Here is a 24,630-nt window from a genome sequence, read left to right as displayed (position 1 = left end):
TACTTCAACGTTCGGTCTAGCGGAGCGCTTTGCGGACATTGGTCGATCAGGCGTCGGAGCATTGTCGGCGTCCGTGACTGATCGGAGGTAACGAAATGCCTTCGGGCAGAAGGCGTGCACTGGTACAACACTGACACGCTCGCGGCTGTCTGTCAGAATGGTTTCTTCGCAAATCTGTTGTGGCGGGCCGAGAAGCAAGGATCGGTGTGACAACTTCACAACCTCAGGGTGGGGGTCGGGAGCTCGAGCTGTTCGAGCAAGTCCTGGCCGGATGGCGGAAATCGCTGGTCGATCTGAGCGGGAGGAATCGGCTGCTCAACTTCCGGCATACGAAGACAGCGACACTCGAGATCTCGGCGCCATCGGTCGAGGCCCTGCTCCGTGGACTCGAACGCGGTATGGGCTTCGCGCCACTTCCGGATCTCGAGCCGGAGACCGGCGCCGACAACAGCGATCCCTCGCGTCCGCGTGGTGCTACTAGCAGTTCTGTCCACGAGATCGTGACGCAGAAGACGACCGGCCCTGCGCTGGAACGAGCGCTTCGCAACCTGCGAAGCAAGTCGACTCAGATATTCAACGACTATGGTTTGTGGACACTCCAATTGGGTGTCGGCATGCTGCACTGGCGTGAGGAGGGCGCGGAAACCGGCAGTGACGCACCGCTTGTCCTGGTGCCGGTCCGTATCGAGCGCACCTCGACTGGACCTCTTCGAGTGAGGATCAACGAAGAGGACGAGCCGCGACACAACCCAGCCCTCAGGGTGAAGCTGGAGCAGTTGCAGCTCGACTGGACGTCGGTGAGCGACCAAGACCCGATGGACTTCCGGACCGTGCAGTCGGCGGCCGCTGCGGCGATCGTGAATAAGCGTGGCTGGAAACTGTCGGAGCGAGTGGTTCTGGCGCTGTTCGCCTCACACAAGGAGTCCATGTATCAGGACCTGCTCGAGAACCAGCGCCATATCCTGCGTAGTGATCTCGTGCGGGCCGTTGCGCTCGGGCCGCGCGCAACCCTGGCTTCCGATCGGTTCGATTTCGAGGAGATCGACGTCGAGCGGATCGACGAGATCATCCCGCCTGAGACGTCGCCGATGATCTTGGACGCGGATGCCTCGCAACGACAGGCAGTAGCCGCTGCGGTGGCCGGTCACTCCTTTGTTCTCGATGGTCCGCCAGGTACCGGCAAGAGCCAGACGATCACCAATATCATCGGAGGATTGCTGCACGCCGGCCGCAGTGTGTTGTTCGTGTCGGAGAAGGCGGCTGCGCTGGATGTCGTGCTCAATCGGTTGCGATCGGTCGGGCTGGATTCGTACGCCTTGGCCCTACATAGTCACAACACGAGCCGAAAGGCGATCGCACAGGAACTGGGCAGGGCACTGACACAGAAGCCGGTTGCTCTGCCGTTGTCATCAAAGGAGTTGCTCTATGCACGCGCGACCCGGCTGGCACTGAGCGGGTACGCCGAGGCGATGAACGAGCTGCGCGCGCCGCTCGGAGAGACGCTGCACGACGTTATCGGCCGGATCGGCAAATTGGCCGGAGCGCCGGTCGCCGACCATTTGCTTCCGTCCGACGACTCGTCGAGAGATCGCAATGCATTCCGAGTGCAACAGCTCAGCGGACAGGATCTGTCGGCGATTCGTGATGCTGCCCGTGTAGTTGCGGAGGTATGGGCCGCCGTTACCGATCTCGACTACCCATGGCGGAGTCTGCACGCGGACACGGCGACCTCGTTGCGAACGTTGCGTCAAGCCGATGCCGCGCTCGAACGGCTCGAGGCAGCTGTTACCCGATACCGAGACCTAGCCGATGAGGATGTGATCAATACCGATGCAGACCTCAACCGCCTGGCCGAATTGATCGAACTGCTCGACTCACGCCACCCCGTTCCCGAATGGTGGCTGACAAGCGCAGAATTCGCCGATGCGGTGGAGGCCGCGGTCGACACCTTCGTTGCCGACTTGCGGTTGGTGCGACGCGCCCAGGCTGCGGCGGAAGAGGCCGCAGGCAAGCATTGGTACGAGATGTCGACACGGCTTACTGCGGAGATCAGCGATGCGGAACAGTCGCTGGCCGAGCTGTCGCCGCCCGGACTCGATCCTGGGAATTGGACTGAGTCTGCCGCGAGGCGGATCAGCCGGGACTTCAAGGCTGCAGCAAATCAGCTGGAGTCCACCTATCGAGCAGCTATCGAGATCGCAGATGAACTCGGTCTCGATAGACCGCGGACACTAGCCGCTGCGCGCGATGTCTGCCGAGTGATTGCATTGGCCGATGTTTCACATAGGCCGCTGGAACAGTGGCTGACGCAGTCGGGTGCGGTCGAAGCGGACGGCGCGGCGGTCCGGGTCGTGGCGGATCTGCTGCGGGAGTTCTTCGCCAGACGTGACAGGGTGCGCGAAGCGCAGCGATGCGCTATATCCAACGCCGGACCGGCATGGGACCGGTTGCCTGCCGATCTCAGCGCAGATCCTCCGGACGGCGAAGTGTCGCTCGGAGAGCTGGCGCCGGTTGGACTGGCGATCACACCGCTGACCAAGCACCAGATAGGCGAGCTCGATCACTGGTTCACCTCCCTGTCGGACATCCTGGAGTCGGCGGATCGCCGCGCCGCAACTATCGCGGTTCAGTTGGGCTGTCCGGAACCCGCGACGATGGAACAGGCAGAGGGTCTGGTTGCACTGCTAGAGCTGAGCACAGCGATTGATCGCCCCTTGGACGCTTGGTTCGATCCACAGGTGCTGCCCCTGGTTCGGCAAGTTTGCGACGAGATAGTCACTGCCGCCGCGCAACTGGACTCCGCCCGGCAGCAGGCTCAGGAATGGTTCCGACCAGAGATCGTGGAGAAGCAAGGGATTGCAGAGGCCATTGCTCGCCTGACCGAGGGGCCACGTGGCCTCGGTGGCCTGATGTCGCGGACGATTCGTGCCGATCGCAAGCTGATCGCATCGATGACAGTGGCAGGAGCCTGGCACAGCCAGCTCTACGAGCTGCTTCCACTGGCCAGTGCCTGGTGCACTGCGTATCAGCACTTGCGCGGTCTTGCTCGTGGATACGTTGATCTCCTGGGGCGTTATGCAGGAACCGATCTTCCTGAGGTCGAGCGACTGCAAGCCGCGTGCTCCTGTGCCGAGGAGGTACATCGCCTCGCTACGACGACGCTCGAAGACCCGCAACGACGACGGCTGCTGTTGGCTCATCTTGCGGACGGACGCGAGTCAGACCCCGAGTTGACCGAACGGGGTGTCGAGCTCGGGCGCGACTTGGCCAGATGGCGGGTGGACGCAAACCGTTTGCCGCTGTCCGCCTACGCAACGGAACTTTCCAAAAGACGGCCCGGCGAGATAGCACGTTGGTTGTCGGCACATCTGGACCCATTGCAGCGCGCAGCCGCGCTCGTGGACGTTGTTACAGCCACTTGCGGTGAAGGCGGCGAAACAGCTGCGAATTATTCGCTCGCCGCAGCCCGCGCCGCTGTCACACATGCACACTCGGCCCAACAAAAGACAGCCGATTTCCTCAGGCGGGAACGGAAGGATCGGCAGCTGCTCGGCTCTTGGTACAAGGGTCTCGACACGAATCCGTCCGCTCTCGCCGCTCCCATATCCGGCGGTTCTACGAAACTCGACCCCGTTGATGACCTGCTGCGCCGCAGCATCGAAGAGATGTCTACCGGGCAGGGGCGGACAGCTACCACTGAGGACTACGAGCTGCTCGGTCGATATTGCACAGATCGGCAGGTCGATTCCGATCTCTTGGGCTGTGCGTTGGAAGCGGTGAAGATTGTCGACCGAGTCGCTTCCGCAAGTCTTGTGGATCCAACCCGTCGTGCACGGCTGTGTAAAGCGATATCCGATTCCCGGCCGAGCCGGCCAGGCCTAGTGCGCCGAGCCGAACGCATCGCGGACGGACTCGATTCCTGGGAGGTGTGGACGAAGCAGCCGGAGATTGCAGACAGAGCAGCTGCACTGCAGGCTGCCTCATTCGAGGCCTCGATACATTGGCTTTGTGCGCACATCGATCCCGCCGATGATGCAGCGGACTTAATCCGATCCGTGTCGCGAGTCGATGACAACGGCGGCGAGATGTCCCTCCTGCGAGCCAGGGCCGCGGTGGCGGCGGTTACCAAAGCGCATACTGCCGCGGACGAGTTCGAAGCGGGTGACGAGCGATGGCCGGTGCTACTCGGGGAGATGTACTGCGGAGTAGAGACCGACCACAGTGCTGTGCTCGATGCGGTGAACTGGGCTCAGCGTGTGCGCCGGGCGGCTGGTGGAGTCCAGCTTCGCCACTCGGAGCACGGCTCGAGATCGCGCCGCACGATAAACGCTTCACGCGCGTTACCACTGTCTTCGGCGGCAGCGCGGACGATGCTGACCGCGCCTGTGGACAGTTCGTTCGACCAGATTCGGGCCGAGTGGCGTGGCCTTCGCAAAGAGCTGGCAGGACTGTTCGAAACCGAGCGGTCCGGCGAGATCGGCACGGCTCTCTCGCGCAGTCTGTCGTCGGCGAGGGCGGTCGTGTCTCGGCTGTCGGCTGATCAACGTGGCCCGGAAGTCTGGTCGCGTTACCGCGCAGCGCTGGCCGAGTTCATCGAACATGGCCTGGGAGCATTGCCGTCACAACTCGCCCGCCAGGGCATCGCCGCTGCAGATGTAGCCGCTACGGTCGAACGTGCGATCCTGACGGCCTGGGTCGAAGATCTGCTGGCGACCGACGTTCGGCTCGCGTCCATTCGCGCCGAGGACCGCAATCGGCTGGTGGAACAGTTCCGCGCCGCCGACCGCGAGTTGATCCGGGGCGCTCCTGCTGCAGTGATCAATTCGTGCGATGCGAGACGGCCACGCCGTACCAATGTCGGTTCAGCGGCGGTAATCACCAGCGAGGCAGAGAAGCAGCGGCGCCACATGCCGGTCCGCCGGCTCTTGAGGGAGACACGCGACGTAGTCCAACGGATCAAGCCATGTTTCATGATGAGTCCCTTGACGGTTAGTCAGTTTCTTCCGCCCGACTTCCGTTTCGACGTGGTTATTTTCGACGAAGCATCGCAAGTCCGTCCCGAGGACGCGATCAATTCGATCTATCGTGCAGACGCGTTGATCGTGGCAGGCGATCAGAAACAGTTGCCCCCGACGTCGTTCTTCGGCGCTTCCGGAGATACCGAGGACGATGAATGGGACGAGGACGACAGCGACGCATTTCAGTCCGTCCTGGACGCCTGCAAGGCAAGTGGTGTTCTGCGCAGCCTGCCCCTGCGCTGGCACTACCGCAGCCGACATGAGAACCTGATCGCGTTCAGCAACCACGAGTTCTATCGCAACACGATGGTCACCTTCCCCGGAGCGTCGCAGGACGGCCCGGACATCGGCGTCGAGTTCTTCAAATCGAGCGGCGTATACGACCGCAGTGGCCGCCGCGATAATTCGGGCGAGGCGGCTTTGGTAGCGGAACGCGTCATCCACCACTACGCCACGCGGCCCAGTCTGACACTTGGCGTCGTGGCCCTGTCGAAATCACAGGCCGACGCTATCGAGGCGGCGGTCGAAAAGGCCCGAGCGGCCCGGCCGGATCTAGGTGAGTTCTTCACCGATGATCGCCTCGACGGCTTTTTCGTGAAGAACCTGGAAAACGTCCAAGGTGATGAGCGCGATGTCATAATTTTGTCGATCGGCTACGGCCGCGACCAGCAGGGGAAGTTGCGTTCCGAGTTCGGCCCCATCAACCGGGGCGAAGGCTGGCGGCGACTGAACGTCGCGGTGACACGGGCGCGGCGGCGAGTCGAGCTGGTTGCGTCGTTCCGCGGCGGGGAACTGCCGGACAGCACCAACAAGAGTGTGCAGCACCTGAAGCGCTATTTGCTCTACGCCGAGAGTGGTCCGCGCATCCTTGCCACGGCGGCGGCCGACGCGGATGCCGGACCGGAAAGCCCGTTCGAGGAGCAAGTGATCGATGTCCTCCGCGACTGGGGTTACGATGTGCAACCGCAAGTCGGGGTGGCCGGCTACCGGATCGACATGGCCATCAAGCACCCTGAAGCGCAGGGCATTTATGCACTTGGAATCGAATGCGACGGTGCGATGTACCACTCGTCGCGAGCAGCACGCGACCGCGACCGGTTGCGCGAGTCGGTACTGCGTGATCTGGGCTGGCGGCTGCACCGCATTTGGGGTACCGATTGGTACCGCAACCGCGCTGATGCAATGGAACGTTTACGGTCAGAAGTAGCAGCCGCATGCGCGATGGATCCATATTCCATGGGCCGACCCGAACCGAAGAAAGTTCGGCCGGAGCCTTCGCGGACAAGATCGGATGAGGTCGAAGAACCTTCGATGTCGACGGCAGTTCGGGTTGCACCGGTCGAGCACGAGCCGACTGCCTGGACCCGCCCATACCAGCACGTTGGAATCGATGAACTCATCGAGCTTCGCCGTAAGTCCGCCGACAGACGAGGGTTGGATCTCGTCGCGCTGCAGGATCCGGAGGCCTTCGAGGTGGTTGCCGATATTGTGTTGCGTGTAGTCGAAGTCGAAGGTCCGGTCGAGGAAGATCTGTTATTCACTCGCGTGCGAACGGCTTGGGGGGTAGGTAGATCAGGTTCGGTCATCCAAGTCCGGATCCGGGAAGTCCTGCATTGGCTCGATAGGGAGAAGGCAGTTGTTCGGCTCGGCACCGCATACGACCTACCAGCCCGTGAGCTGCGGTTTGTGCGCACAGCGACCTCCATCGGAGGCCGCTTGGTCCGCCAGATTCCGGCAATCGAGCGACAACTCGCTATACGGAATGTCATCGCCGACTGCTTGAGCGTTCGGCGGGAAGAACTACTGTCCGAGGTCGCCGGTGTCTTCGGCTGGACACGCGTCCGGTCGGACATCCGGGCGACGTTGACCGCAGATCTCGATAGTTTGATCGGGCAAGGGATCGTCGAGGAGACCGCACTAGGTATGACACTCGCAGGCGGGGTGTAATCGTACAAGGGCACACTCGGAGGTCGAATCCACCACGAATTCGACCTCCCAGTGGAATCAGCTGCCGAAGCGGGCCAGCACGGCGCCGGCTTCCTGGGAGGCGGTGCCTTCCTCGGCGAGGTGGGCCATTTCCGGGGCGATCTCGCGACCGTGGTGGGCCATCGCCTGGGCGTACAGCCGACCGGCTCGGTAGGAGGAGCGGACCAGCGGACCGGCCATCACGCCTGCGAAGCCGATTTCCTCCGCCGTCTTGGAGTGCTCGACGAACTCCTCTGGCTTCACCCAGCGGTCGACCGGGTGGTGGCGGGGGGACGGGCGCAGGTACTGGGTGATGGTGAGGATGTCGCAGCCCGCCTCGTGCAGGTCGTGCATGGCCTGGGTGACTTCCTCGGGCGTTTCGCCCATGCCGAGGATGAGGTTGGACTTGGTGACCAGGCCTGCTTCGCGGGCGGCGGTCAGCACCGCGAGGGAGCGCTCGTAGCGGAAAGCCGGGCGGATGCGCTTGAAGATGCGGGGGACCGTTTCGAGGTTGTGCGCCAGCACTTCCGGGCGGGCCGAGAAGACCTCGGCGAGCTGGTCGGGGTCGGCGTTGAAGTCGGGGATCAGCAGTTCCACGCCCGTGTGCGGGTTCGAACGCTTGATGGCGCGGACGGTTTCGGCGTAGAGCCAGGCGCCGCCGTCGTCCAGATCGTCGCGGGCGACGCCGGTGATGGTGGAGTAGCGCAGGCCCATGGCCTGGACGCTTTCGGCGACGCGGCGGGGCTCGTCCCGGTCGAGGGCGGCCGGCTTGCCGGTGTCGATCTGGCAGAAATCGCAGCGGCGGGTGCACTGTTCGCCGCCGATCAGGAAGGTGGCCTCGCGGTCTTCCCAGCACTCGAAGATGTTGGGGCAGCCAGCTTCCTCGCACACGGTGTGCAAGCCTTCGCGCTTCACCAAGCCTTTGAGTTCGGAGTACTCGGGGCCCATGGTCGCGCGGGTGCGGATCCACTTCGGTTTGCGCTCGATGGGGGTTTCCGCGTTGCGGGCTTCGATGCGCAAGAGCTTGCGGCCGTTCGCGGCACGAGCGTCCGGCCCGGAGGTGGCCTGCGCCGCCGCGGAGGGCACCGGGAGTGCCGCAGCAGGTTCGGCTGCGGCAGCGTTGTGTGGTGTCGGGGTGTCGACTGAGGTCACTCGATCGACCTTACGCCGTCGGGCTCGGGGACCGCGGGGTGGTGTCGCCAGGAGTGACACGCGGAATATTGTGCTCGGCGACCGGCAGGTCGCCGTCCAGCGCGCGGATGAGGGCGTCGGCCACCAGCGGCTTGATCTCGGCGACGGTCACTTCGCGACCGAGTTCGCGGGTCAGCGTGGTGACGCCCGCGTCGCGGATGCCGCACGGAACGATGGCCTGGAAACCGTCCATGGCGGCGTTGCAGTTGAGCGAGAGGCCGTGCAGAGCCACGCCGCGCTGCACACGCACACCGATCGCGGCGATCTTGCGTTCGGCGTACAGCTCGGTGGCGGGCAGCCAGACGCCGGAACGGCCCTCGACGCGGCCGCAGACGAGGCCGAGCCCGGTGCAGACGGTGATCAACGCCTCCTCGAGGCGGCGCACGTAGTCGACGACGTCGACCGGCTCGGCAAGCCGCACGATGGGGTAGCCGACCAGTTGGCCGGGACCATGCCAGGTGATCTTGCCGCCGCGGTCGACCTGCACCACCGGGCTGCCGTCGATGGGCAGATCGTCGGCCTCGGTGCGGCGGCCCGCGGTGTACACCGACGGGTGCTCGAGCAGCAGCAGATGATCGGATCCGTTGCCCTCGGCGCGCTGCTCGGCGATGCTGCGCTGCAGCTCCCAGGCGGCGTGGTAGTCGATGAGTCCGAGATCCTCGACCACGATCGGGGTCGTATCGAATCGGGCGGACAGGGTGGTGCGCGTGTCTGTCACAGGCATGACGGTACGCCCACCGGGGCAGCCGATTCCAGCACCTCGATGTGGGAACCCCCACAGCCGGGGTGATAGCCAGAAGTAGAGCTGAAAGGTTGCGCGGACACAAGCCGCTGGCCCGGCCCTGCGTCCGGGTCCGGCTCCCGGATGTGCGGTACGGCGCGAGCGTGCGGGTTCCGTCGGAAGAACGCAGGCCCTCGATGACCTCGATTGCCGGATTGCTGTAGGCGCCGCCGCTTCGAGTCGATGTCCACGAGTGCTCGCCCCGGGCGGTGTCTCTCGGGCTTGCCTGGCGTCACGTGCTGAAATGCGCATCGCATCCGGATGACCCGTCCAGTAAGACAAACGAGCAACCGTTTCCGAGACCGCGCGGATTCTGGCGGCGCGCCCGGCATTGCGGTGCCTCCGGACCAGCGGCTGGGCGAGATCAGCTTCGGGGGTGTCCCTATGGTGTTGGTCAAGCTGGATCGGTCGTGGTTGGTCGTGGCGTTCGGTGTCAGTTCAGTCGTAGTAGGCCGGCGTCGGTGGTTCGGAATCCGCAGGTGTCGCGATAGAAGCTGTCGAGGTGTGGTTCGTAGTCGACGTGGAGCCACTCGATACCGAGTTCGCGAAGGTCGCTGATAAGAGCCGCGACCAGGCTGGTTCCGATGCGCTGATACTGGAAGTCGGGCGCGACCATGGTGTCGAGGAGGAACGCATGCCGACCTCCGTCCCAGACCGCGTGCACGAACCCGACGAGCTGATCGCCGACGAACGCACCGACCCACGATCTGCTGTGCCGTTCCAGGCGTGCCTTCCAAGGGCTCGGCGCGTGGTCACCGCCGAACGCGTCGGTGTGCAGCCGCGAGAGCACCTCATCGTCGACAGCGAAACGGATGCGGAGATCCGCGATCATGCGGCGTTCTCTAGTCGACGTCGATGGGAAGGGTGAGTTGCATGAGCGTCAAATCCATCCAGCGGCCGAATTTGTGGCCCACCTCCGGCAGGACGCCGACGGTGCGGAAGCCGAAGCGTTCGTGCAGGAGGATCGAACCGGCATTGCGGGATTCGACGGCGGCGATCATGGCGTGCACCGTGCCCGCGCGACGAGCACGTTCGATCAGCTCGGTGAGCAGGGCGGTGGCGATGCCGCGACGCTGGAAGCGGTCGTCGACGTACACGGAGTTCTCGACCGTGTAGCGGTAGCCGGATTTGGTACGCCACGGGCCGTAACTCGCGTAACCCGCCAGTGCGCCGTCGATCTCGGCGACCAGCACGGGCAGCCCCGCCCCGGTGCGGGCCTGGAACCAGCCGAGGCGCTCGTCCAGGCCGACCCGCTCGGTGTCCCAGATCGCGGTGGAGGTGGCGATATTCGCGTTGTGGATGTCGAGGATCGCCGGAAGGTCATCGGTGGTCGCGTCGCGGATGGCCGTGGCGGACCTGGTGTCGAGTCGGTCGGTCATCGAGCATCTCCGGGTCGTCCCACCGCGGCGGTCAGCGCGGCGCCGATGGTGGGATGGTGGAACTGGTAACCCGCTTCCTCGAGGGCGGTGGGGATGGCCCTCGGCCCGCGCAGGATCGCCTCCTGCGCCATCTCGCCGACCAGCGCATTCAGCGCGAATGCCGGGACGACGAGGGGAGTGGGGCGGTGCAGCGCCCGGCCGAGCGCGCGGCTGAACTCGGCGTTGGTGACCGGTGCGGGGCCGACCAGATTGATCGGGCCGGAGACCGTGTCGTGGGTGAGCGCGAAGACGATCGCGCCGATCTCGTCGGCCATCGAAATCCACGGCGTGTACTGGCGGCCGTTGCCCAGCCGTCCGCCCAAACCGAGCGCGTACAACGGATGCAGCACCCCGAGCACGCCTCCGGTCCGGGACAACACCGCGGCGCTGCGCAATAGCACCGTGCGCACACCGGCCGTGGCGGCGGGTTCGGTTGCCTTCTCCCAGTCCCGGCACAGGGCGGCCAGGAAACCCGAACCGGCGGGGGAGGTCTCGTCCACCACACGGTCGCCGGTGTCGCCGCCGTAGTAATGCACGCCGCTGGCATTGAGCAGCGTGGGCACGCCCGCGGCGACCACAGCACCGGTCAAGACGTCGGTCGGTGTGATGCGGCTGTCGCGCAGCTCCTGTTTGAAGCTCCCGGTCCAGCGGCGCCGCCCGACGCTCGCACCACAGAGGTTGACCACGGCGTCGGCGCCGCGAAGCGCCCGCTCGTCCAAGTGGGCACGAGCCGGGTTCCAGGCGAATTCGTCCGCGCCCGCCACTTTTCTGCGCACCAACCGGGCGACCTCGTGCCCGTCGCGGCGCAGTGCCGCGACGAGCGCTGTCCCGATCAACCCGGACGAGCCGGCGATCACGACCTTCATAGGTGCCGCGGGACCTTCCTCACAGACCGAGATCGGCCTCGAACGCCGCTTCCTCGAGCCGGTGGCGGATCGTGGTCAGGAAGCGTCCGGCGTCGGCGCCGTCGATCAGGCGGTGGTCGTAGGTGAGCGGCAGGTAGCACATCGAGCGGACGCCGATGGACTCGTTGCCGGTCTCGTCGGTCACCACGACCGGGCGCTTGACGATCGCGCCCGTACCCAGCATGCCCGCCTGCGGCGGAAGCAGGATCGGGGTGTCGAACAGCGCGCCCTGGCTGCCGATGTTGGTGATGGTGAAGGTGCCACCGGCCAGCTCGTCGGGCTTCAGTCCACCGGTGCGGGCGCGGTTGGCGATGTCGGCGATGGCGCGCGCCAGCCCGGCCAGCGACAGGTCGCTGGCGTTGTGGATCACCGGGGACAGCAGGCCCTGCTCGGTGTCGACGGCGATGCCCAGGTGCACCGAGGCGTGGTAGGTGATCTCCTTGCTGGACTCGTCGTAGCTGGCGTTGACGTTCGGGTGCACGCCGAGCGCCTCGACCACGGCCTTGGCGAAGAAGGGCAGGAACGTCAGGTTGACGCCCTCGCGGTCCTTGAACGCCGCCTTGGCCTGCTTGCGCAGCGTCGCGATCTTGGTGACGTCCGCCTCGTGCACCTGGGTCAGCTGCGCGGTGGTCTGCAGCGACTCGCGGGTCTTGGTCGCGGTGATCTGGCGGATGCGGTTGGCCTTCTGCACGGTGCCGCGCAGGTGGGCCAGTTCCGGGCTCGCCACCGCGGGCGCCTTCGCCGCGGCCGGAGCGGACGCGGCAGGAGCGGCCGCCGGAGCAGGGGCCTTCTTGGCCTCGGCGGCGGCGAGCACGTCCTGCTTGCGAATGCGGCCTCCGACACCGGAACCGGTGATCGCGGCGAGGTCGACCTTGTTCTCCTCGGCCAGCTTGCGGACCAGCGGAGTGACGTAAGGGGTTGCGCCGTTGGAGGATTCGGCGGCCGGAGCGGCGGCGGGTGCGGGAGCCGGTGCGGGCTTGGGAGCAGGCGCGGGGGCAGCTGCCGGAGCAGGCGCGGCGGCGGCCGGGGCCGGTTCCGGCTTCGGGGCCGGTGCGGGCTTGGGAGCAGGCGCGGGTTCGGGAGCCGGGGCGGGCGCGGGAGCCGGGGCGGCGGCCGCGGGGGAACCGCTGCCGATGACGCCGAGCTGTCCACCGACCGCGACGACGTCGTCTTCCTGGGCGGTGATCTCCAGCAGGGTGCCCGCGACGGGCGAGGGGATCTCGGTGTCGACCTTGTCGGTGGAGACCTCGAGCAGCGGCTCGTCGACGGCGACCTCGTCGCCGACCGACTTCAGCCAGCGGGTGACGGTGCCCTCGGTGACCGACTCGCCGAGTTCCGGCATCTTCACCGGCGTGCCGTCGCCGGACGACGCGGGTGCGGCCTGGGCGGCGGGCGCGGACTCCTCGGCCGGAGCGGCCTCGGGCTCAGCCGCGGGCGCCTCCTCCGCGGGGACGGCAGTCTCCTGCGCGGGCGCGGCGGCTTCCGGAGCGGGCGCGGGAGCGGACGATTCCGCCTCACCGGCCTCGCTGATGACGCCGAGTTCGCCGCCGACCTCGACCACGTCGTCTTCGTTCGCGACGATCTTCGACAGCACACCCGCCGCGGGGGACGGGATTTCGGTGTCGACCTTGTCGGTGGAGACTTCGAGCAACGGCTCGTCGACCTCGACCGTGTCTCCTTCCTGCTTCAGCCACCTGGTCACCGTTCCCTCGGTGACGCTCTCACCAAGAGCGGGCATCTGGACGGAGAAGGCCATGTCCGTTGACTCCTCTGACTGCTCGACGGGGTTCTACAACAGTTGATCTCGCTGCGGACGCCCGCCGCGGGTCGCGCCGGGAGTCCGTAAGCCACCGATCATTGTGGTGGCGCCGGAGATCCGTGTGGTTCTTGTACCGCGGTCCATCCTTGCACTCGCGCGCAAGCCATGTAGCACAGGGCGGCGTACTGCGCGGAGCTGGCAGTATGGGAAGACCGGCGGTGAACATTCTCCGGTGCAGGAAAGGAGGTCGGCGTCGTTGGGTTTGCTGGATCGTTTCCGCGGCGGCGCGACCCGGGGTGGCGGCACTCTACGTGGGCGTTCGGTGGACGGGCGGGATGCTCGCTACCTGGCCGACTGGGTGCGCACGCACGTGGGCGTCGAGGGCTACATCGAACCGAAGACCACGGTGACAGATGTCACAGTTGTCCTTATTGCCGCGGATGGTGAATGGACGCGGCGGATCGTCGGCGAGCGCGGGGCACAGCGGCTTGCCAAGGATTTGCACATCCCCGTCTACGACGTCCGCAAGACCGGATATCCGCAGCGGATGCGCGACTACGACGCCCGCAAGCGGGTGGAGCGGCAACGCGAGCTGGAGCGGGATCTGTACGACCTGTGAGCCGTCGGATTGTCTGATCCGTCCGGTTTCGGACGGGCTTGCGCGGTGCCGCGACGACGGCGATCCGGCTCTCGCACCGCGCGTAGGGGTGGGCCGAGACCGGGTCGGGACGCACACTGGAATTTCGTCGTGCGCGTCCGGCCCGGCGGACGCGTGACGTTCCCGGTCCTGGGTGGAAGCGAGCGCGTCGTCCGGGAGTCGCCGGACGACGCGCTCGGCACTCACTCCGCGGCGATGTCCTGCAACACGGCGATCAGGGTGCGCACCGGCACGCCGGTGCCGCCCTTGCCGATGTAGCCGAACGGGCCGCCGGTGTTGTAGGCCGGACCGGCCACGTCGAGGTGGGCCCACTGCACGTCCTCCGGGACGAACTCCTTGAGGAACAGTCCGGCCGAGAGCATGCCGCCCCAGCGGTGCGGCGCGACATTGGCCAGGTCGGCGATCTTGGAGTTCAGGTCACCGCGCAATTCGGCGGGAAGCGGCATCGCCCAGCCGTTCTCCCCGACCTCGCGGGAGATGCGGGCCACCCGGTCGCGGAACTCGTCGGTGCCCATCACGCCGGGCGTGCGGGTGCCGAGCGCGACCATCTGCGCGCCGGTCAGGGTGGCCACGTCGATCAGGTACTCCGGCTCGTCCTCGCTCGCGCGCACGATCGCGTCGGCCAGGATCAACCGGCCCTCGGCGTCGGTGTTGAGCACTTCGACGGTGGTGCCGCCGTACTGGGTGAGCACGTCGCCGGGGCGCTGCGCTGTGGCCGATGGCATGTTCTCCGCCATCGGCACCGTGGCCGTTACCGTGATCGGCAGGCTCAATCGCGCGGCCAGCAGCGTCGCGGCGATCACGGCGGCGGCGCCGGCCATGTCGGAGGTCATGTTCTCCATGTTCTGCGCGGGCTTGATGGAGATGCCGCCGGTGTCGAACGTGATGCCCTTACCGACCAGCGCCACCTTCTTCGGGCCGCCCGCGTAGGTGATCCGGATCAGGCGCGGCGGGCGCGAGGAACCCTTGCCCACCCCGAGGACGCCGCCGTAACCACCGGCTTCCAGCGCCTTCTCGTCGAGCACCTCCACGGTGAGGCCCGCTGCCTCGGCGAGTTCCTCCGCCCGCGCGGCGAACTCGGCCGGGAACAGGTGGCTGGGCGGGGTGTTCACGAAATCCCGTGCCGTGGCGACGGCCTCGGCGGTGAGTTGCGCGCGGAACAGGGCCTCTTCGCCGAATCCGGGCTCGGGCACCAGCAACTCGACGCGGGCCACGGGGTGCTCGTCCGGCTTGGGCGCGGACTTGTCCGAACGGAACGGCGTGAACGAGTAGGCGCCCAGGTAGAAGCCTTCCGCGGCGGCACCGATGTCCAGTCCCGAAAGCGTGGTCGCCACCAGTTCGGTGCCGGACAGCGAGCGGGCGGCCACACCGGCCGAGCGGCGGATCTGCTCGGCGTCGAGCTTGTCGGCTGAGCCGAGGCCGACGGCGAGCACGCTGGTCACCCCGTCCAGTCCGGGCGGCGCCGGTATCCGGGTCAGTTCCTCGGCCTTGCCCTTCGCGCCGACCGCGCCCAGCTGATCGAGCAGTTCCGCGCGCACGTCGGCGGTGAGCACGTCGCCGAACAGGTCCTCGGGCACGATGGCGGGGCCGTCCTCCGAGGAGGTCAACCCGATGACGAGCACATCGGTGTCCGCGCCGATGGTCTCGGTGCGTGCCAGTTCCGGTCCGAGCGAGCGATCTGCAACAGCGGTCATGGGCACAGGCTATTCGGTCCGTTCCGGATATCGCACCGCGACGCCGTCGAGCAGGAGTTCCACCGCGGCGTGCAGCAGGTCGTCGAAGTCCATCTCGAAGCCGGAGTCCAGGTCCGTCAGGAAGCGGTGCAGGACGGGACGGGTCCGTGGGTCGAGCAACTCGGCGAATTCATGGCGCAGCGCGGTCGCCTCGGCGGCGTCGCGTGGAGCGCCGAAGCCGTCGGCGCGCTCGGAACTCCACAGCAACGCCAGCCCCTGGACCAGGCCCGAAAGTGCGAGATAGATCGCGAATCCCGTCTGCCGGGACACGCCGGGCCGATCGAGCGCGGCGAAATTCCGCTCCAGCACGTCCAGCAGCGCGGGGCCGAGTGGAGGGCGGGTACGCGCCAGCAGCGGCAGCATCCACGGATGCCTGCGGTAGAGGCGCCACTCCTCGTGCGCTTCGTGCCGAAGCCGGGGCCGCCAGCCGGTGCACAAGGTGCCCGGTGGCGGAATCTCGTCGAGGACCAGTTCCGCCATGCTCGCCAGGAGCGCTTCCCGGTCGGGGAAGTGGCGGTAGAGGGTGGCGGTCGCGACACCGAGCGCACTGGCCAGGCGACGCATGGTGAGCCCGTGGATCCCGTCCCGGTCGGCCAGTTCCACCGCTGCCCGGGCGATGCCGACCGCGGTGAGCCTGGTCGGGCGGCCCGTGTGCCGCACCGGAATCGCCGTGCGGCGGGCACGGTAGGCGCGGGCCTGGCAGGAGCGCGAGCAGTACTTGCGCCGTCGGCCCCGGGAGGGCTGGGCGAGTTCGTTCCGGCAGATCGCGCACGTCATGCGAGGTTCCGTTTCGACACACGAACAGGTGTGACGAAATAGTAGTGAAGACTCGCTGACCTGCATAGATTTGCAAACAAACACAGTGTTCACATGACAAGGGAGCGCAATGGAGATCACTGCTCGCCGAGCGACCGGGCGCGACCGTGACCCGCTGATCGAGGCGTTCGTCGCGGCCAGCGCGGACGAGGTGGTGACGGCGTGGATCCTCGAAGATCAACCCGACACCGGGTTCCGCACCGCGTTCGTGCCGGGGTTGGTCGATCGCGCCTTGCGGGACGACGAGATCTGGGTCGCGGGCGCGGGCGGGGAGATCTGGTCTATCTCGATCTGGCAGCAGGTCACCTCGATCGAGCGATTCGCCGCGGAAGCCGCCGAGGCGCGGGCCATGGTCGAACAGGCGCCCGGTGTGCGGGCGCTGCGACGCGCCTCGATCGTCACCGACCTGCTCGCCCGCGAACATCCCCGCGAGTTCCCGCATCGGTACCTGCAAGTGATCGTGACCAGGCCCGAGCATCGCGGCAAAGGAGCCGGTGCGGCGATCCTCGCCGACCGGCTGAACGAATCGGTCGTCCCGGTGTTTCTCGAAGCGAGCACCGAACGATCCGCTCGGCTCTACGGCCGGTGCGGGTTCGCCCCCACCGGAACGACGCACACGCTGCCGGAGAACGGCCCGACCCTGATCCCGATGTGGTTCGGTCTCGGGGCGTGAGCGGTGCGAGGACCTGGGCATCGGTCCCGGATAAGCTCGGCCGGTGACCGAGACGAGCTTCCTGCAAGGACCCATCCACGCCGTGCACGTCGAGCTGGGCGCCACCTTCGCGCCGTTCGGGGGCTGGGAGATGCCGGTGTCGTACGCGGGCACGGTGACCGAGCACCAGGCGGTTCGCACGACGGTGGGGCTGTTCGACGTCAGTCATCTCGGCAAGGCGACGGTGCGCGGTCCGGGCGCCGCGGCGTTCGTGAACTCGGCGCTGACCAACGATCTCGGCCGGATCCGGGCGGGTAAGGCGCAGTACACGCTGTGCTGCGCCCCGGACGGGGGAGTGATCGACGACCTGATCGCCTACTACGTCGGCGACGACGAGATCTTCCTGGTGCCGAACGCCGCCAACACCGCGGCGGTGGTCGCCGAACTGCGCAAGGTGGCGCCCGAAGGCGTCACGGTCACCGACGAGCACCGCGACTTCGCCGTGTTCGCCGTGCAGGGGCCGCGTTCCACCGAGGTGCTGAGCGCGCTCGGTCTGCCCACCGACCTCGAGTACATGGCCTACGCCGACGCCGACTGGGACGGCCGCCCCGTCCGCGTCTGCCGCACCGGCTACACCGGCGAGCACGGCTACGAGTTGCTGCCACGCTGGGACGACGCCGAGCCGCTGTTCCGCGCCTTGACCGAGCGGGTGCGCGCGGCCGAGGGCCAGGTGGCCGGGCTCGGCGCCCGCGACACCCTGCGCACCGAGATGGGCTACCCCTTGCACGGGCACGAACTCTCGCCGGACATCTCGCCGGTGCAGGCGCGCTGCGGCTGGGCGGTCGGCTGGACGAAACCGGAGTTCTGGGGGAAGGCCGCTCTGGAACAGGAGAAGTCGGACGGTCCGCGCCGAATCCTGCTCGGCCTGCGGGCGCTCGACCGCGGTGTGCTCCGGCAAGGGCAAACCGTTCTGCGCGACGGCGAACCGGTCGGCGAAACCACGTCCGGCACCTTCTCGCCGACCCTCAAGGCCGGCATCGCGCTGGCCCTGCTGGACACCTCGGCCGACGTCGAACCAGGCACCGAGGTCGAGGTCGACGTGCGCGGCCGCCGCCTGCGCTGCGAGACCGTCCGGCCGCCGTTCGTCCGGACCAACACCAAGTGACCGCCCTGCGCCCGGACGCGGGCATCGGCTGAGATCGGCGCGGCGCGGGAGGGCGCGGACCATGGCGAAATGGCGCGGATCGGGCCGGATAGGATCGTCGGCATGACCGCTGCCGCACAGTTCACCCGTGTTCCGCATCCCGCGCCACTCGCAGCGCAGCGGCGACAAGAGGTACTGGCGCAGCCGGGGTTCGGGCGCCACTTCACCGATCACATGGTCTCGATCGATTACGCGGGCGGCACGTGGACGAACGCGCGGGTGGAGCCGTACGGACCGCTGGCGCTGGATCCCGCGACCATGGTGTTCCACTACGGCCAGGCCATCTTCGAGGGACTCAAGGCCTACCGGCAGAGCGACGGCAGCGTCTCGTGTTTCCGCATCGATGCCAACGCCGCGCGTTTCCGCCGGTCGGCTCGCCGGATGGCGATGGCCGAGCTGCCGGACGAGCTGTTCATCGAGTCGGTCCGGCAACTGCTGGAGGTGGACCGGGACTGGGTGCCCGCGGCGGGCGGCGAGGACTCGCTGTACCTGCGGCCGTTCATGTTCGCCACCGAGGCCGGGCTCGGGGTGAAGCCCGCCGCGGCGTACAAGTACCTGCTGCTCGGCTCCCCGGCGGGGGCGTACTTCCCCCGTGGCGTGAAGCCGGTGCGGGTCTGGCTGTCCACCGAATACGTGCGTGCCGCGCCGGGCGGCACCGGCGAGGCGAAGGTCGCGGGCAACTACGCGGCGTCGCTGCTCGCGCAGGCCGAGGCGTCGGCCAAGGGATGCGACCAGGTGGTGTGGCTGGACGCGTGTGAGCGCCGCTATGTCGAGGAGATGGGCACCAACAACCTGTTCTTCGTCTTCGGTTCCGGCTCCGAGGCGCGGCTGGTCACGCCGGAACTGTCCGGCTCCTTGTTGCCGGGCATCACCCGTGACTCGCTGCTCACCCTCGCCGCCGATTCCGGCTTCCCGGTCGAGGAGCGCAAGATCTCGGTCGAGGAATGGCGCAAGGGCGCCGAATCCGGTGAGATCACCGAGGTTTTCGCGTGCGGCACCGCCGCGGTGATCACCCCGGTCGGCTGGGTCCGTTCCGGTGACGGCGAATTCACCATCGGCGGCGGAGAGCCTGGCGTGGTCACCATGGCCCTGCGCGACACCCTCACCGGCATCCAGCGCGGCACCTTCGCCGACAAGCACGGGTGGATGCGGCCGATGTGACTCAGCCCGGCATCAGCATGTGCCACTGCTCCAGCGTCTGCGGACGCATGACGTAATTCTTGTCCCGGACAGTGGACAGTGCGGCGTTGGGTTCCTGCGAATACCAGTGTCCCGGGTAGACGACCGGGTCGCCGGCGAGGCCGGCCAGGTAGCGCAGGCTGCGGAACATTTCGTCCGAATCGCCGCCCGGGAAATCGGTGCGGCCGCAGCCGTCGACGAACAAGGTGTCGCCGGCGATCAGGCGATTGTCGAACAGGAAGCATTGGCTGCCCGGTGTGTGGCCGGGTGTGTGTAGTAACTCGATCTCGAAGGCACCGACGCCGACCTTGTCACCGTGCTCGTGGCCGGTCAGCTCGCTCTCGGCGATCCCGGTGACGTTGGCCACCCACGGCAGCTCTTTGGCGTTGACATGCACTGGGACGCTTGTCTTTTCGAGGAGCTCACGCACTCCGCGCAGGGTGAAGCCGAGCATCGTGCCGCCCACGTGATCAGGGTGATGATGGGTGGCGAGCACGCCACTCAGGCGCAGGCCGTCTCCCTCGGCGATATCCACCAGATCACCCGCCGCGTAGGCCGGATCGATCACCACGCACTCGCCCGTTTCCCGATCGCCGATCAAATACGCGAAGTTGCGCATCTGCGTCGCGATCGGATCGCCCACGGCGTAGTCGCGTCCCGACAACAGCTGGCGAAAATACAGGCGCTCAGAAGACATACCGCCCACCTTATTGCCCGACCCAGACGATCCGCGCGGCACGGCCGGAAAAATTCCAGTGACCCAGACTCTCGCGGGCCTGCCGCCGCGGGTGGGTCAGCCGGTGTGGACGGCGAGCGACAGCACGGCCGCCGTGAGCGCGACGGTGGTCTCGACCGCGGCGCCGAGGACGTCACCGGAGAGTCCGCCGAAGCGACGGGCGCAGTGCCGGACCAGAACCGCCGAGGCGGCCAGACCGAGCACCACCGCGAGGGGGCCGAGCCACGCACAGCCCGGGACGGCGAGCGCAGCGAGGCCGATAGCGATCGCGGACCAGGCGGCCACGGCGAGGGCCGACTGCGTGTCGGCCACCAGAATGCCGAATCCGGTGCCGGGCGCGGCGGGGATGCCTCGGCAGGCGAGGATTACCGCGACACGGCCGGTCGCCACGGCGAGGGCGACCGCGAGCCATCTGCCCGAATCGGCGAGGGCCGCGAACGAGAACGCTTGGACCCCGACGGTGAAGACGAGTCCCGCCACACCGAACGGGCCGGCCCCGCCGCTCTTCATGATCTCCCTGGCCCGCTCCGGCGGCCCGTAGCTGCCGAGCCCGTCCAAGGTGTCGGCCAGCCCGTCGAGGTGCATGCCTCTGGTGATCAACGCCAGCGCGCCCACCACCAGTAGCCCGGCAAGCGCGGTGCTCGCTCCGGCTCGGGACAGTGCCCCGAGCAGACCCGCCGCCCCGGCGCCGAGCAGCCCCCCGACCAGTGGCGCCAACGCGATCGCGCGCCCCGCCGCCGGTCGATCCACGGCATCCGGTCCACGGACCGGCAGCACGGTGAGCCAGGAAATCGCCAACCGGACACCGTTCATGCCGGACCTCGGGCGGCGACCGGTGCTTCGCGCGGGTCGACGATGTGGGAGATGACCGGCTGCGGCGTCGAGTTGCACCTGCGCACCGTTGACGGCTGATGATTACAACCCGCAGGTGGATGGCCGTGATGATGGAGATCCGCCCGCGCCTGCTCGGGAACGCGGGCGATCCGCCGTCGGCCTGTCGCGCGGGAGGGCGTCACTTGCGCAGGTTCGGCGCGGGGCTCGCCGGTTCCAGGTCGGCGGTGCTGACGCCCGCTTCGCCGAAAGTGGACATCTCCGCGAGGGTGGCCACCGCCGAGCGGAGGATCGGTAGGGCGGTCAGGGCTCCTGAGCCTTCGCCGAGGCGCATGGTCAGATCGAGCAGAGGGTCCAGGCGCAGATGACGCAGCGCGAGATCGTGGGCCGGTTCGGTGGAGCGGTGACCGGCCAGCCACCAGGCGCTCGCGCCCGCGGCGAGATCCTCGGCGACCATCGCCGCCGCCGTGACGACGACGCCGTCGAGGACCACGGGCGTGCGCCGGGTGGCGGCTTGGGCGAGGAAAGCGGCCATCGCGGCGAAGTCGGCGCCCCCCGCTACGCGAAGGAGTTCGACCGGATCCTTCACCACCGGACGGGCGCGGCGCATCGCGTCCCGGATCGCGGCGACCTTGCGGATCCATCCGGCGTCGTCCACGCCGGTGCCGCGGCCGACGGCGGCGACCGGCTCGGTGTTGGTGAGACTCGCGACGAGCACGGTGGCCGGGGTGGTGTTGCCGATGCCCATGTCGCCCGCGATCAACAGATCGGCGCCCGCATCGATCTCCTCGTCGGCGATGGCGCGGCCCGCCTCGAGCGCCGCGCGGACCTCTTCCGCGGTGAGTGCGTCCTCGCGATCGATCGCGCCGCTGGAACGACGCACCTTGTGCTTGGACACCTGCGGGTCGGTGTCGGCGTCCACGGAGATGTCCGCGACCCGGACCGTCGCGCCCGCAACGGCCGCGAGCGCGTTCACCGCGGCGCCGCCACCGAGGAAGTTCGCGACCATCTGCGCGGTGACCTCGCTCGGGTACGCCGACACGCCGTGCCGTGCGATGCCGTGATCCCCGGCGAAGACCACGACTCTGGCGCGCTCGAACTGCTTCGGCGGGCATGTGCCCTGGCACGCCGCCACCCAGTTGCCGAGTTGCTCCAATCGGCCCAGCGCCCCGGCGGGTTTGGTCAGCTGCGCCTGCCGCTGCTCGGCAGCCGCACGAAACTGTGTGTCCGGAGGCGCTACCGGTCCGAATCCGTGCGTCACTATCGAGCCTTTCGGTCATGGCGGTTACGCCGACTACGCCGCCCAATCTTGCCATTGCCCCCTTCGCGCCGTCCGCCCGTGACCTGTCTCGCGGCAGTGGCCCGCCCGCGCTCACCCACTCGTTGCGCCTCCGAGCGCATCCCCGGTTCACGGCATATACCGTCCTCCGGATGAGCGGCCGCGTACGCGCCGCCTGCGAGCAACCTGTCAGCTGCACCACTCGTCGCACAGGCGGCAGTAGGGGTCTACGGCCCACCTGCGCAGCGGGTCGCATTCCGTAGAGCGGGCCTCGCGCACCCGCGCGGGGGCGGCAGGGCAGCGCGCGGCGCTATTTGAGGCGCAGCGGGAGCCCCGCGACGACGAGGAAGGCTTCGTCGCAGACCTGGGCGAGGCGCTGATTGAGGATGCCGATCTCGTCGCGGAAGAGGCGGCCGGAGCGCGTGGCGGGGATGACGCCCATGCCGACCTCCGGGCTGACGATCACCAGATCGCCGGTGTAGGCGGCGACCGCTGCCACCAGTGCGTCGGTGTCGGGGCAGACCGTGCCGCGCGGGGCGTCCCACGCGTCGCGTGCGTCGATGCGGGCGGTCAGCCAGGTGCCGATGTCGTCGATCAGGGTGAGGGCGGGTGGCGGTGCGGGTTGAGCGAGAATTATTGCCGGATCGGCGCTTTCGACGGTCGACCAGCCTGCGGGGCGTCGGCCGCGGTGCGTGGCGATGCGTTCGGCGAAGTCGTGGTCGGCGGGGTCGGGCACCGCGGTGGCGAGATAACGCACCGGACCGCCCGCCCGGACCGCGATGTCCTCGGCGAACGCCGACTTCCCTGACCGCGCGCCACCGAGAACAAGGGTGCTGCGTGGCGCTGCCGACGAGGGGGTTTGTGACACGGTTGCACGGTATCAATCGAAGAGGGGACCGCCACGTATGTCTGCGGATCCGTGCTCAGGGGCCGCCGAGGCAGTTCAGAGCGAGGCTTCCGGGCTGCGGCCGAAGCGGCGGCGGTATTCGGTGGGGGCGATGCCGACGAGGCGTTGGAAGTGGTGGCGCAGGAGAGCGCCGGAGCCGAAGCCGGAGCGGGCGGCGATGTGCTCCAGCCCGAGGTCGGTGTCCTCGAGCAGATGCTTGGCCAGTAGCACGCGCTGGTTGGTGAGCCATTTCACCGGCGTGGTTCCGGTCTCGGCGACGAATCGGCGCGCGAAGGTGCGGGTGGACATGTTGGCGCGCGTGGCGAGGTCTTCCACCGTGTGTGGCAGGTCGAGGTGCTCGTTCATCCACTCCAGAGTGGGGATGAGGCTGTCGGAGGTGCAGGCGGCGACGGGGCGTTCGATGAACTGCCGCTGCCCGCCGTCGCGCTGCGGCGGGACCACCATGCGCCGCGCGATCGCGTTGGCCACGCCGCTGCCGAGTTCGCGCCGCACCAGGTGCAGGCAGGCGTCGATGCCCGCGGCGGTGCCCGCGCTGGTGATCAGATCGCCTTCGTCGACGAACAGCACGTCCGGATCGACGGTCGCCGCCGGGTACGCGGCGGCGAGTTGCTCCACATGACGCCAGTGCGTGGTGCACTTGCGGCCGTCGAGCAGCCCGGCCGCGCCGGCCAGGAAGGCGCCGGAACACACGGTGAGCACGGTCGCCCCGGCTGCCGCCGCCTCGCGGACGGCCGTGACGACCCGTGGATCGAATCCCTGGTCGGTCGCGGCGGCGGGGATGGCCACCAGATCGGCCACCGCCAGCTCCGCGAGCCCGTATTCCGGTGTGACCGTGATCCCGGGGCTCGTCGAGTGCAGCGGGACGCCCGGCTCGGCCCCGCACACCCGGAAATCGAAGCCCGGCAGCCCGTCGGCCGTGCGGTCCAGGCCGAAAACCTCGCAGATGACCCCGAATTCGAACATGGCCATGCGCTCGGACAGCACCACGGCGACCTTCGACAGCATGCCGTCAGTCTAGTGGCCGTATTTTTACGAACAATGTCAGCACCGCCACTTTCGGCCGTAAATAACTGAACGAAAAATTACTGCCATGGTTACTTTCCTCGTCTCCCTGGCAGTCATCGTGGCTTTCGCCACACTCGTCGCCCGCGGAACGGCTCGCGCGGGTTCCTCGAACGTGATCGACCGCGACGCGCAGCGACTGCACTCCGAACTGACGGCGATGCTCGGCCGCAACACCCATCACCGCTGACGCAATGTCGTGCTTCCCTCCGGCATCGCGCAGCGGTCCAGGCAAGTCGGGCGAGGGGCGACTGTGAACCGCACGGGCTCAACCACAGCTGTTCGGGCGAAGCAAGATCGAGCATGACCCGGCGCGCGTCGGAGCCGCTGCCGCGCAGGTGACAGGGATGCAAGCGGCTGTCAGCTCGAGTCGGCAGCCCCGTCTATCGACCGTATGACGCGAGAGTGAGCTTCGACACCGACGCGCCCAGCGCACCTCGACTCCCGGTTTCGAGCGAAGCGAGACCGAGCATGTTCCGTTCGCGGCCCGGCTCGCGTCCGAGTGGCCGCCGCGTCCGCGACGAAGTCGCCAGCGG

The 24,630-nt window shown here is 67.7% G+C and carries 19 protein-coding genes; 6 read left to right on the top strand and 13 right to left on the bottom strand.

Annotated elements, in window-relative coordinates:
• The first annotated feature begins 206 nt into the window (after positions 1 to 206).
• The gene (locus tag ABZ420_RS24055) at positions 207 to 6,965 is read left to right on the top strand and encodes a DUF3320 domain-containing protein (protein WP_357126694.1); all 6,759 of its coding nucleotides are present in this window, start codon (positions 207 to 209) and stop codon (positions 6,963 to 6,965) included.
• 57 nt (positions 6,966 to 7,022) lie between these two features.
• On the opposite strand, the gene lipA is transcribed toward ABZ420_RS24055, so the two are convergent.
• The 6 genes from lipA to sucB form a co-directional block, all read right to left on the bottom strand.
• The gene (lipA, locus tag ABZ420_RS24050; RefSeq protein WP_357126845.1) at positions 7,023 to 8,069 is read right to left on the bottom strand and encodes a lipoyl synthase; all 1,047 of its coding nucleotides are present in this window, start codon (positions 8,067 to 8,069) and stop codon (positions 7,023 to 7,025) included.
• Between the two features lie 76 nt (positions 8,070 to 8,145).
• A complete protein-coding gene (gene lipB, locus ABZ420_RS24045; RefSeq protein WP_357126691.1) occupies positions 8,146 to 8,898 on the bottom strand; it encodes a lipoyl(octanoyl) transferase LipB in 753 nt (250 codons plus the stop codon).
• Between the two features lie 490 nt (positions 8,899 to 9,388).
• Positions 9,389 to 9,787, bottom strand: a complete 399-nt coding sequence (locus ABZ420_RS24040; protein ID WP_357126688.1) for a GNAT family N-acetyltransferase — start codon at positions 9,785 to 9,787, stop codon at positions 9,389 to 9,391.
• A 10-nt stretch (positions 9,788 to 9,797) separates the two neighbouring features.
• On the bottom strand, positions 9,798 to 10,334 hold the full coding sequence (locus ABZ420_RS24035) for an N-acetyltransferase family protein (protein WP_357126685.1): 537 nt from the start codon (positions 10,332 to 10,334) through the stop codon (positions 9,798 to 9,800).
• Positions 10,331 to 11,239 (bottom strand): TIGR01777 family oxidoreductase, encoded by a 909-nt coding sequence (locus ABZ420_RS24030; protein ID WP_357126682.1) that lies wholly within the window; start codon positions 11,237 to 11,239, stop codon positions 10,331 to 10,333. The genes ABZ420_RS24035 and ABZ420_RS24030 overlap by 4 nt, the downstream gene beginning before the upstream one ends.
• Before the next feature lie 19 nt (positions 11,240 to 11,258).
• Positions 11,259 to 13,034 (bottom strand): 2-oxoglutarate dehydrogenase, E2 component, dihydrolipoamide succinyltransferase, encoded by a 1,776-nt coding sequence (sucB, locus tag ABZ420_RS24025; RefSeq protein WP_357126679.1) that lies wholly within the window; start codon positions 13,032 to 13,034, stop codon positions 11,259 to 11,261.
• A 259-nt stretch (positions 13,035 to 13,293) separates the two neighbouring features.
• Between sucB and ABZ420_RS24020 the strand changes: the two genes are divergently transcribed.
• Positions 13,294 to 13,656: a hypothetical protein gene (locus ABZ420_RS24020; protein ID WP_040865862.1), complete on the top strand. Its 363-nt coding sequence runs from the start codon at positions 13,294 to 13,296 to the stop codon at positions 13,654 to 13,656.
• Positions 13,657 to 13,877: 221 nt separating this feature from the next.
• Here ABZ420_RS24020 and ABZ420_RS24015 read toward each other — a convergent pair whose 3' ends face one another.
• On the bottom strand, positions 13,878 to 15,389 hold the full coding sequence (locus tag ABZ420_RS24015; protein ID WP_357126676.1) for a leucyl aminopeptidase: 1,512 nt from the start codon (positions 15,387 to 15,389) through the stop codon (positions 13,878 to 13,880).
• 9 nt (positions 15,390 to 15,398) lie between these two features.
• Positions 15,399 to 16,205, bottom strand: coding sequence for a TetR/AcrR family transcriptional regulator (locus tag ABZ420_RS24010; protein ID WP_357126673.1), 807 nt, complete (start codon positions 16,203 to 16,205; stop codon positions 15,399 to 15,401).
• A 109-nt stretch (positions 16,206 to 16,314) separates the two neighbouring features.
• On the opposite strand from ABZ420_RS24010, the gene ABZ420_RS24005 reads away from it, so the two are divergent.
• The 3 genes from ABZ420_RS24005 (at position 16,315) to ABZ420_RS23995 (ending at position 19,261) form a co-directional block, all read left to right on the top strand.
• The gene (locus ABZ420_RS24005) at positions 16,315 to 16,917 is read left to right on the top strand and encodes a GNAT family N-acetyltransferase (RefSeq protein WP_357126670.1); all 603 of its coding nucleotides are present in this window, start codon (positions 16,315 to 16,317) and stop codon (positions 16,915 to 16,917) included.
• 43 nt (positions 16,918 to 16,960) lie between these two features.
• Positions 16,961 to 18,061, top strand: a complete 1,101-nt coding sequence (gene gcvT / locus ABZ420_RS24000; protein ID WP_357126667.1) for a glycine cleavage system aminomethyltransferase GcvT — start codon at positions 16,961 to 16,963, stop codon at positions 18,059 to 18,061.
• Between the two features lie 102 nt (positions 18,062 to 18,163).
• Positions 18,164 to 19,261, top strand: a complete 1,098-nt coding sequence (locus ABZ420_RS23995; protein ID WP_357126664.1) for a branched-chain amino acid aminotransferase — start codon at positions 18,164 to 18,166, stop codon at positions 19,259 to 19,261.
• Position 19,262: 1 nt separating this feature from the next.
• Here ABZ420_RS23995 and ABZ420_RS23990 read toward each other — a convergent pair whose 3' ends face one another.
• The 5 genes from ABZ420_RS23990 to ABZ420_RS23970 all read right to left on the bottom strand — a co-directional run bounded on the left by ABZ420_RS23990 (position 19,263) and on the right by ABZ420_RS23970 (position 24,037).
• Positions 19,263 to 19,976 (bottom strand): MBL fold metallo-hydrolase, encoded by a 714-nt coding sequence (locus ABZ420_RS23990; RefSeq protein WP_040865867.1) that lies wholly within the window; start codon positions 19,974 to 19,976, stop codon positions 19,263 to 19,265.
• Between the two features lie 96 nt (positions 19,977 to 20,072).
• Positions 20,073 to 20,828 (bottom strand): adenosylcobinamide-GDP ribazoletransferase, encoded by a 756-nt coding sequence (locus ABZ420_RS23985; RefSeq protein WP_357126661.1) that lies wholly within the window; start codon positions 20,826 to 20,828, stop codon positions 20,073 to 20,075.
• A 199-nt stretch (positions 20,829 to 21,027) separates the two neighbouring features.
• Complete coding sequence (gene cobT, locus ABZ420_RS23980; RefSeq protein ID WP_357126658.1) at positions 21,028 to 22,107, bottom strand: nicotinate-nucleotide--dimethylbenzimidazole phosphoribosyltransferase; 1,080 nt, start codon at positions 22,105 to 22,107, stop codon at positions 21,028 to 21,030.
• A 328-nt stretch (positions 22,108 to 22,435) separates the two neighbouring features.
• The gene (locus ABZ420_RS23975) at positions 22,436 to 22,993 is read right to left on the bottom strand and encodes a bifunctional adenosylcobinamide kinase/adenosylcobinamide-phosphate guanylyltransferase (protein ID WP_357126655.1); all 558 of its coding nucleotides are present in this window, start codon (positions 22,991 to 22,993) and stop codon (positions 22,436 to 22,438) included.
• 75 nt (positions 22,994 to 23,068) lie between these two features.
• Positions 23,069 to 24,037: a helix-turn-helix domain-containing protein gene (locus tag ABZ420_RS23970; protein ID WP_357126652.1), complete on the bottom strand. Its 969-nt coding sequence runs from the start codon at positions 24,035 to 24,037 to the stop codon at positions 23,069 to 23,071.
• A gap of 85 nt (positions 24,038 to 24,122) precedes the next feature.
• Here ABZ420_RS23970 and ABZ420_RS23965 point away from each other — a divergent pair, with 85 nt between their 5' ends.
• On the top strand, positions 24,123 to 24,284 hold the full coding sequence (locus tag ABZ420_RS23965; protein ID WP_357126649.1) for a hypothetical protein: 162 nt from the start codon (positions 24,123 to 24,125) through the stop codon (positions 24,282 to 24,284).
• The last annotated feature ends 346 nt before the right edge of the window (positions 24,285 to 24,630 follow it).

The organism is Nocardia sp. NPDC005745 (genome assembly GCF_040630775.1).
Classification (GTDB): Bacteria; Actinomycetota; Actinomycetes; order Mycobacteriales; family Mycobacteriaceae; genus Nocardia.
The sequence above is the reverse complement of the archived record's forward strand: the minus strand, read 5'-3'. Positions and strand labels throughout refer to the sequence as shown.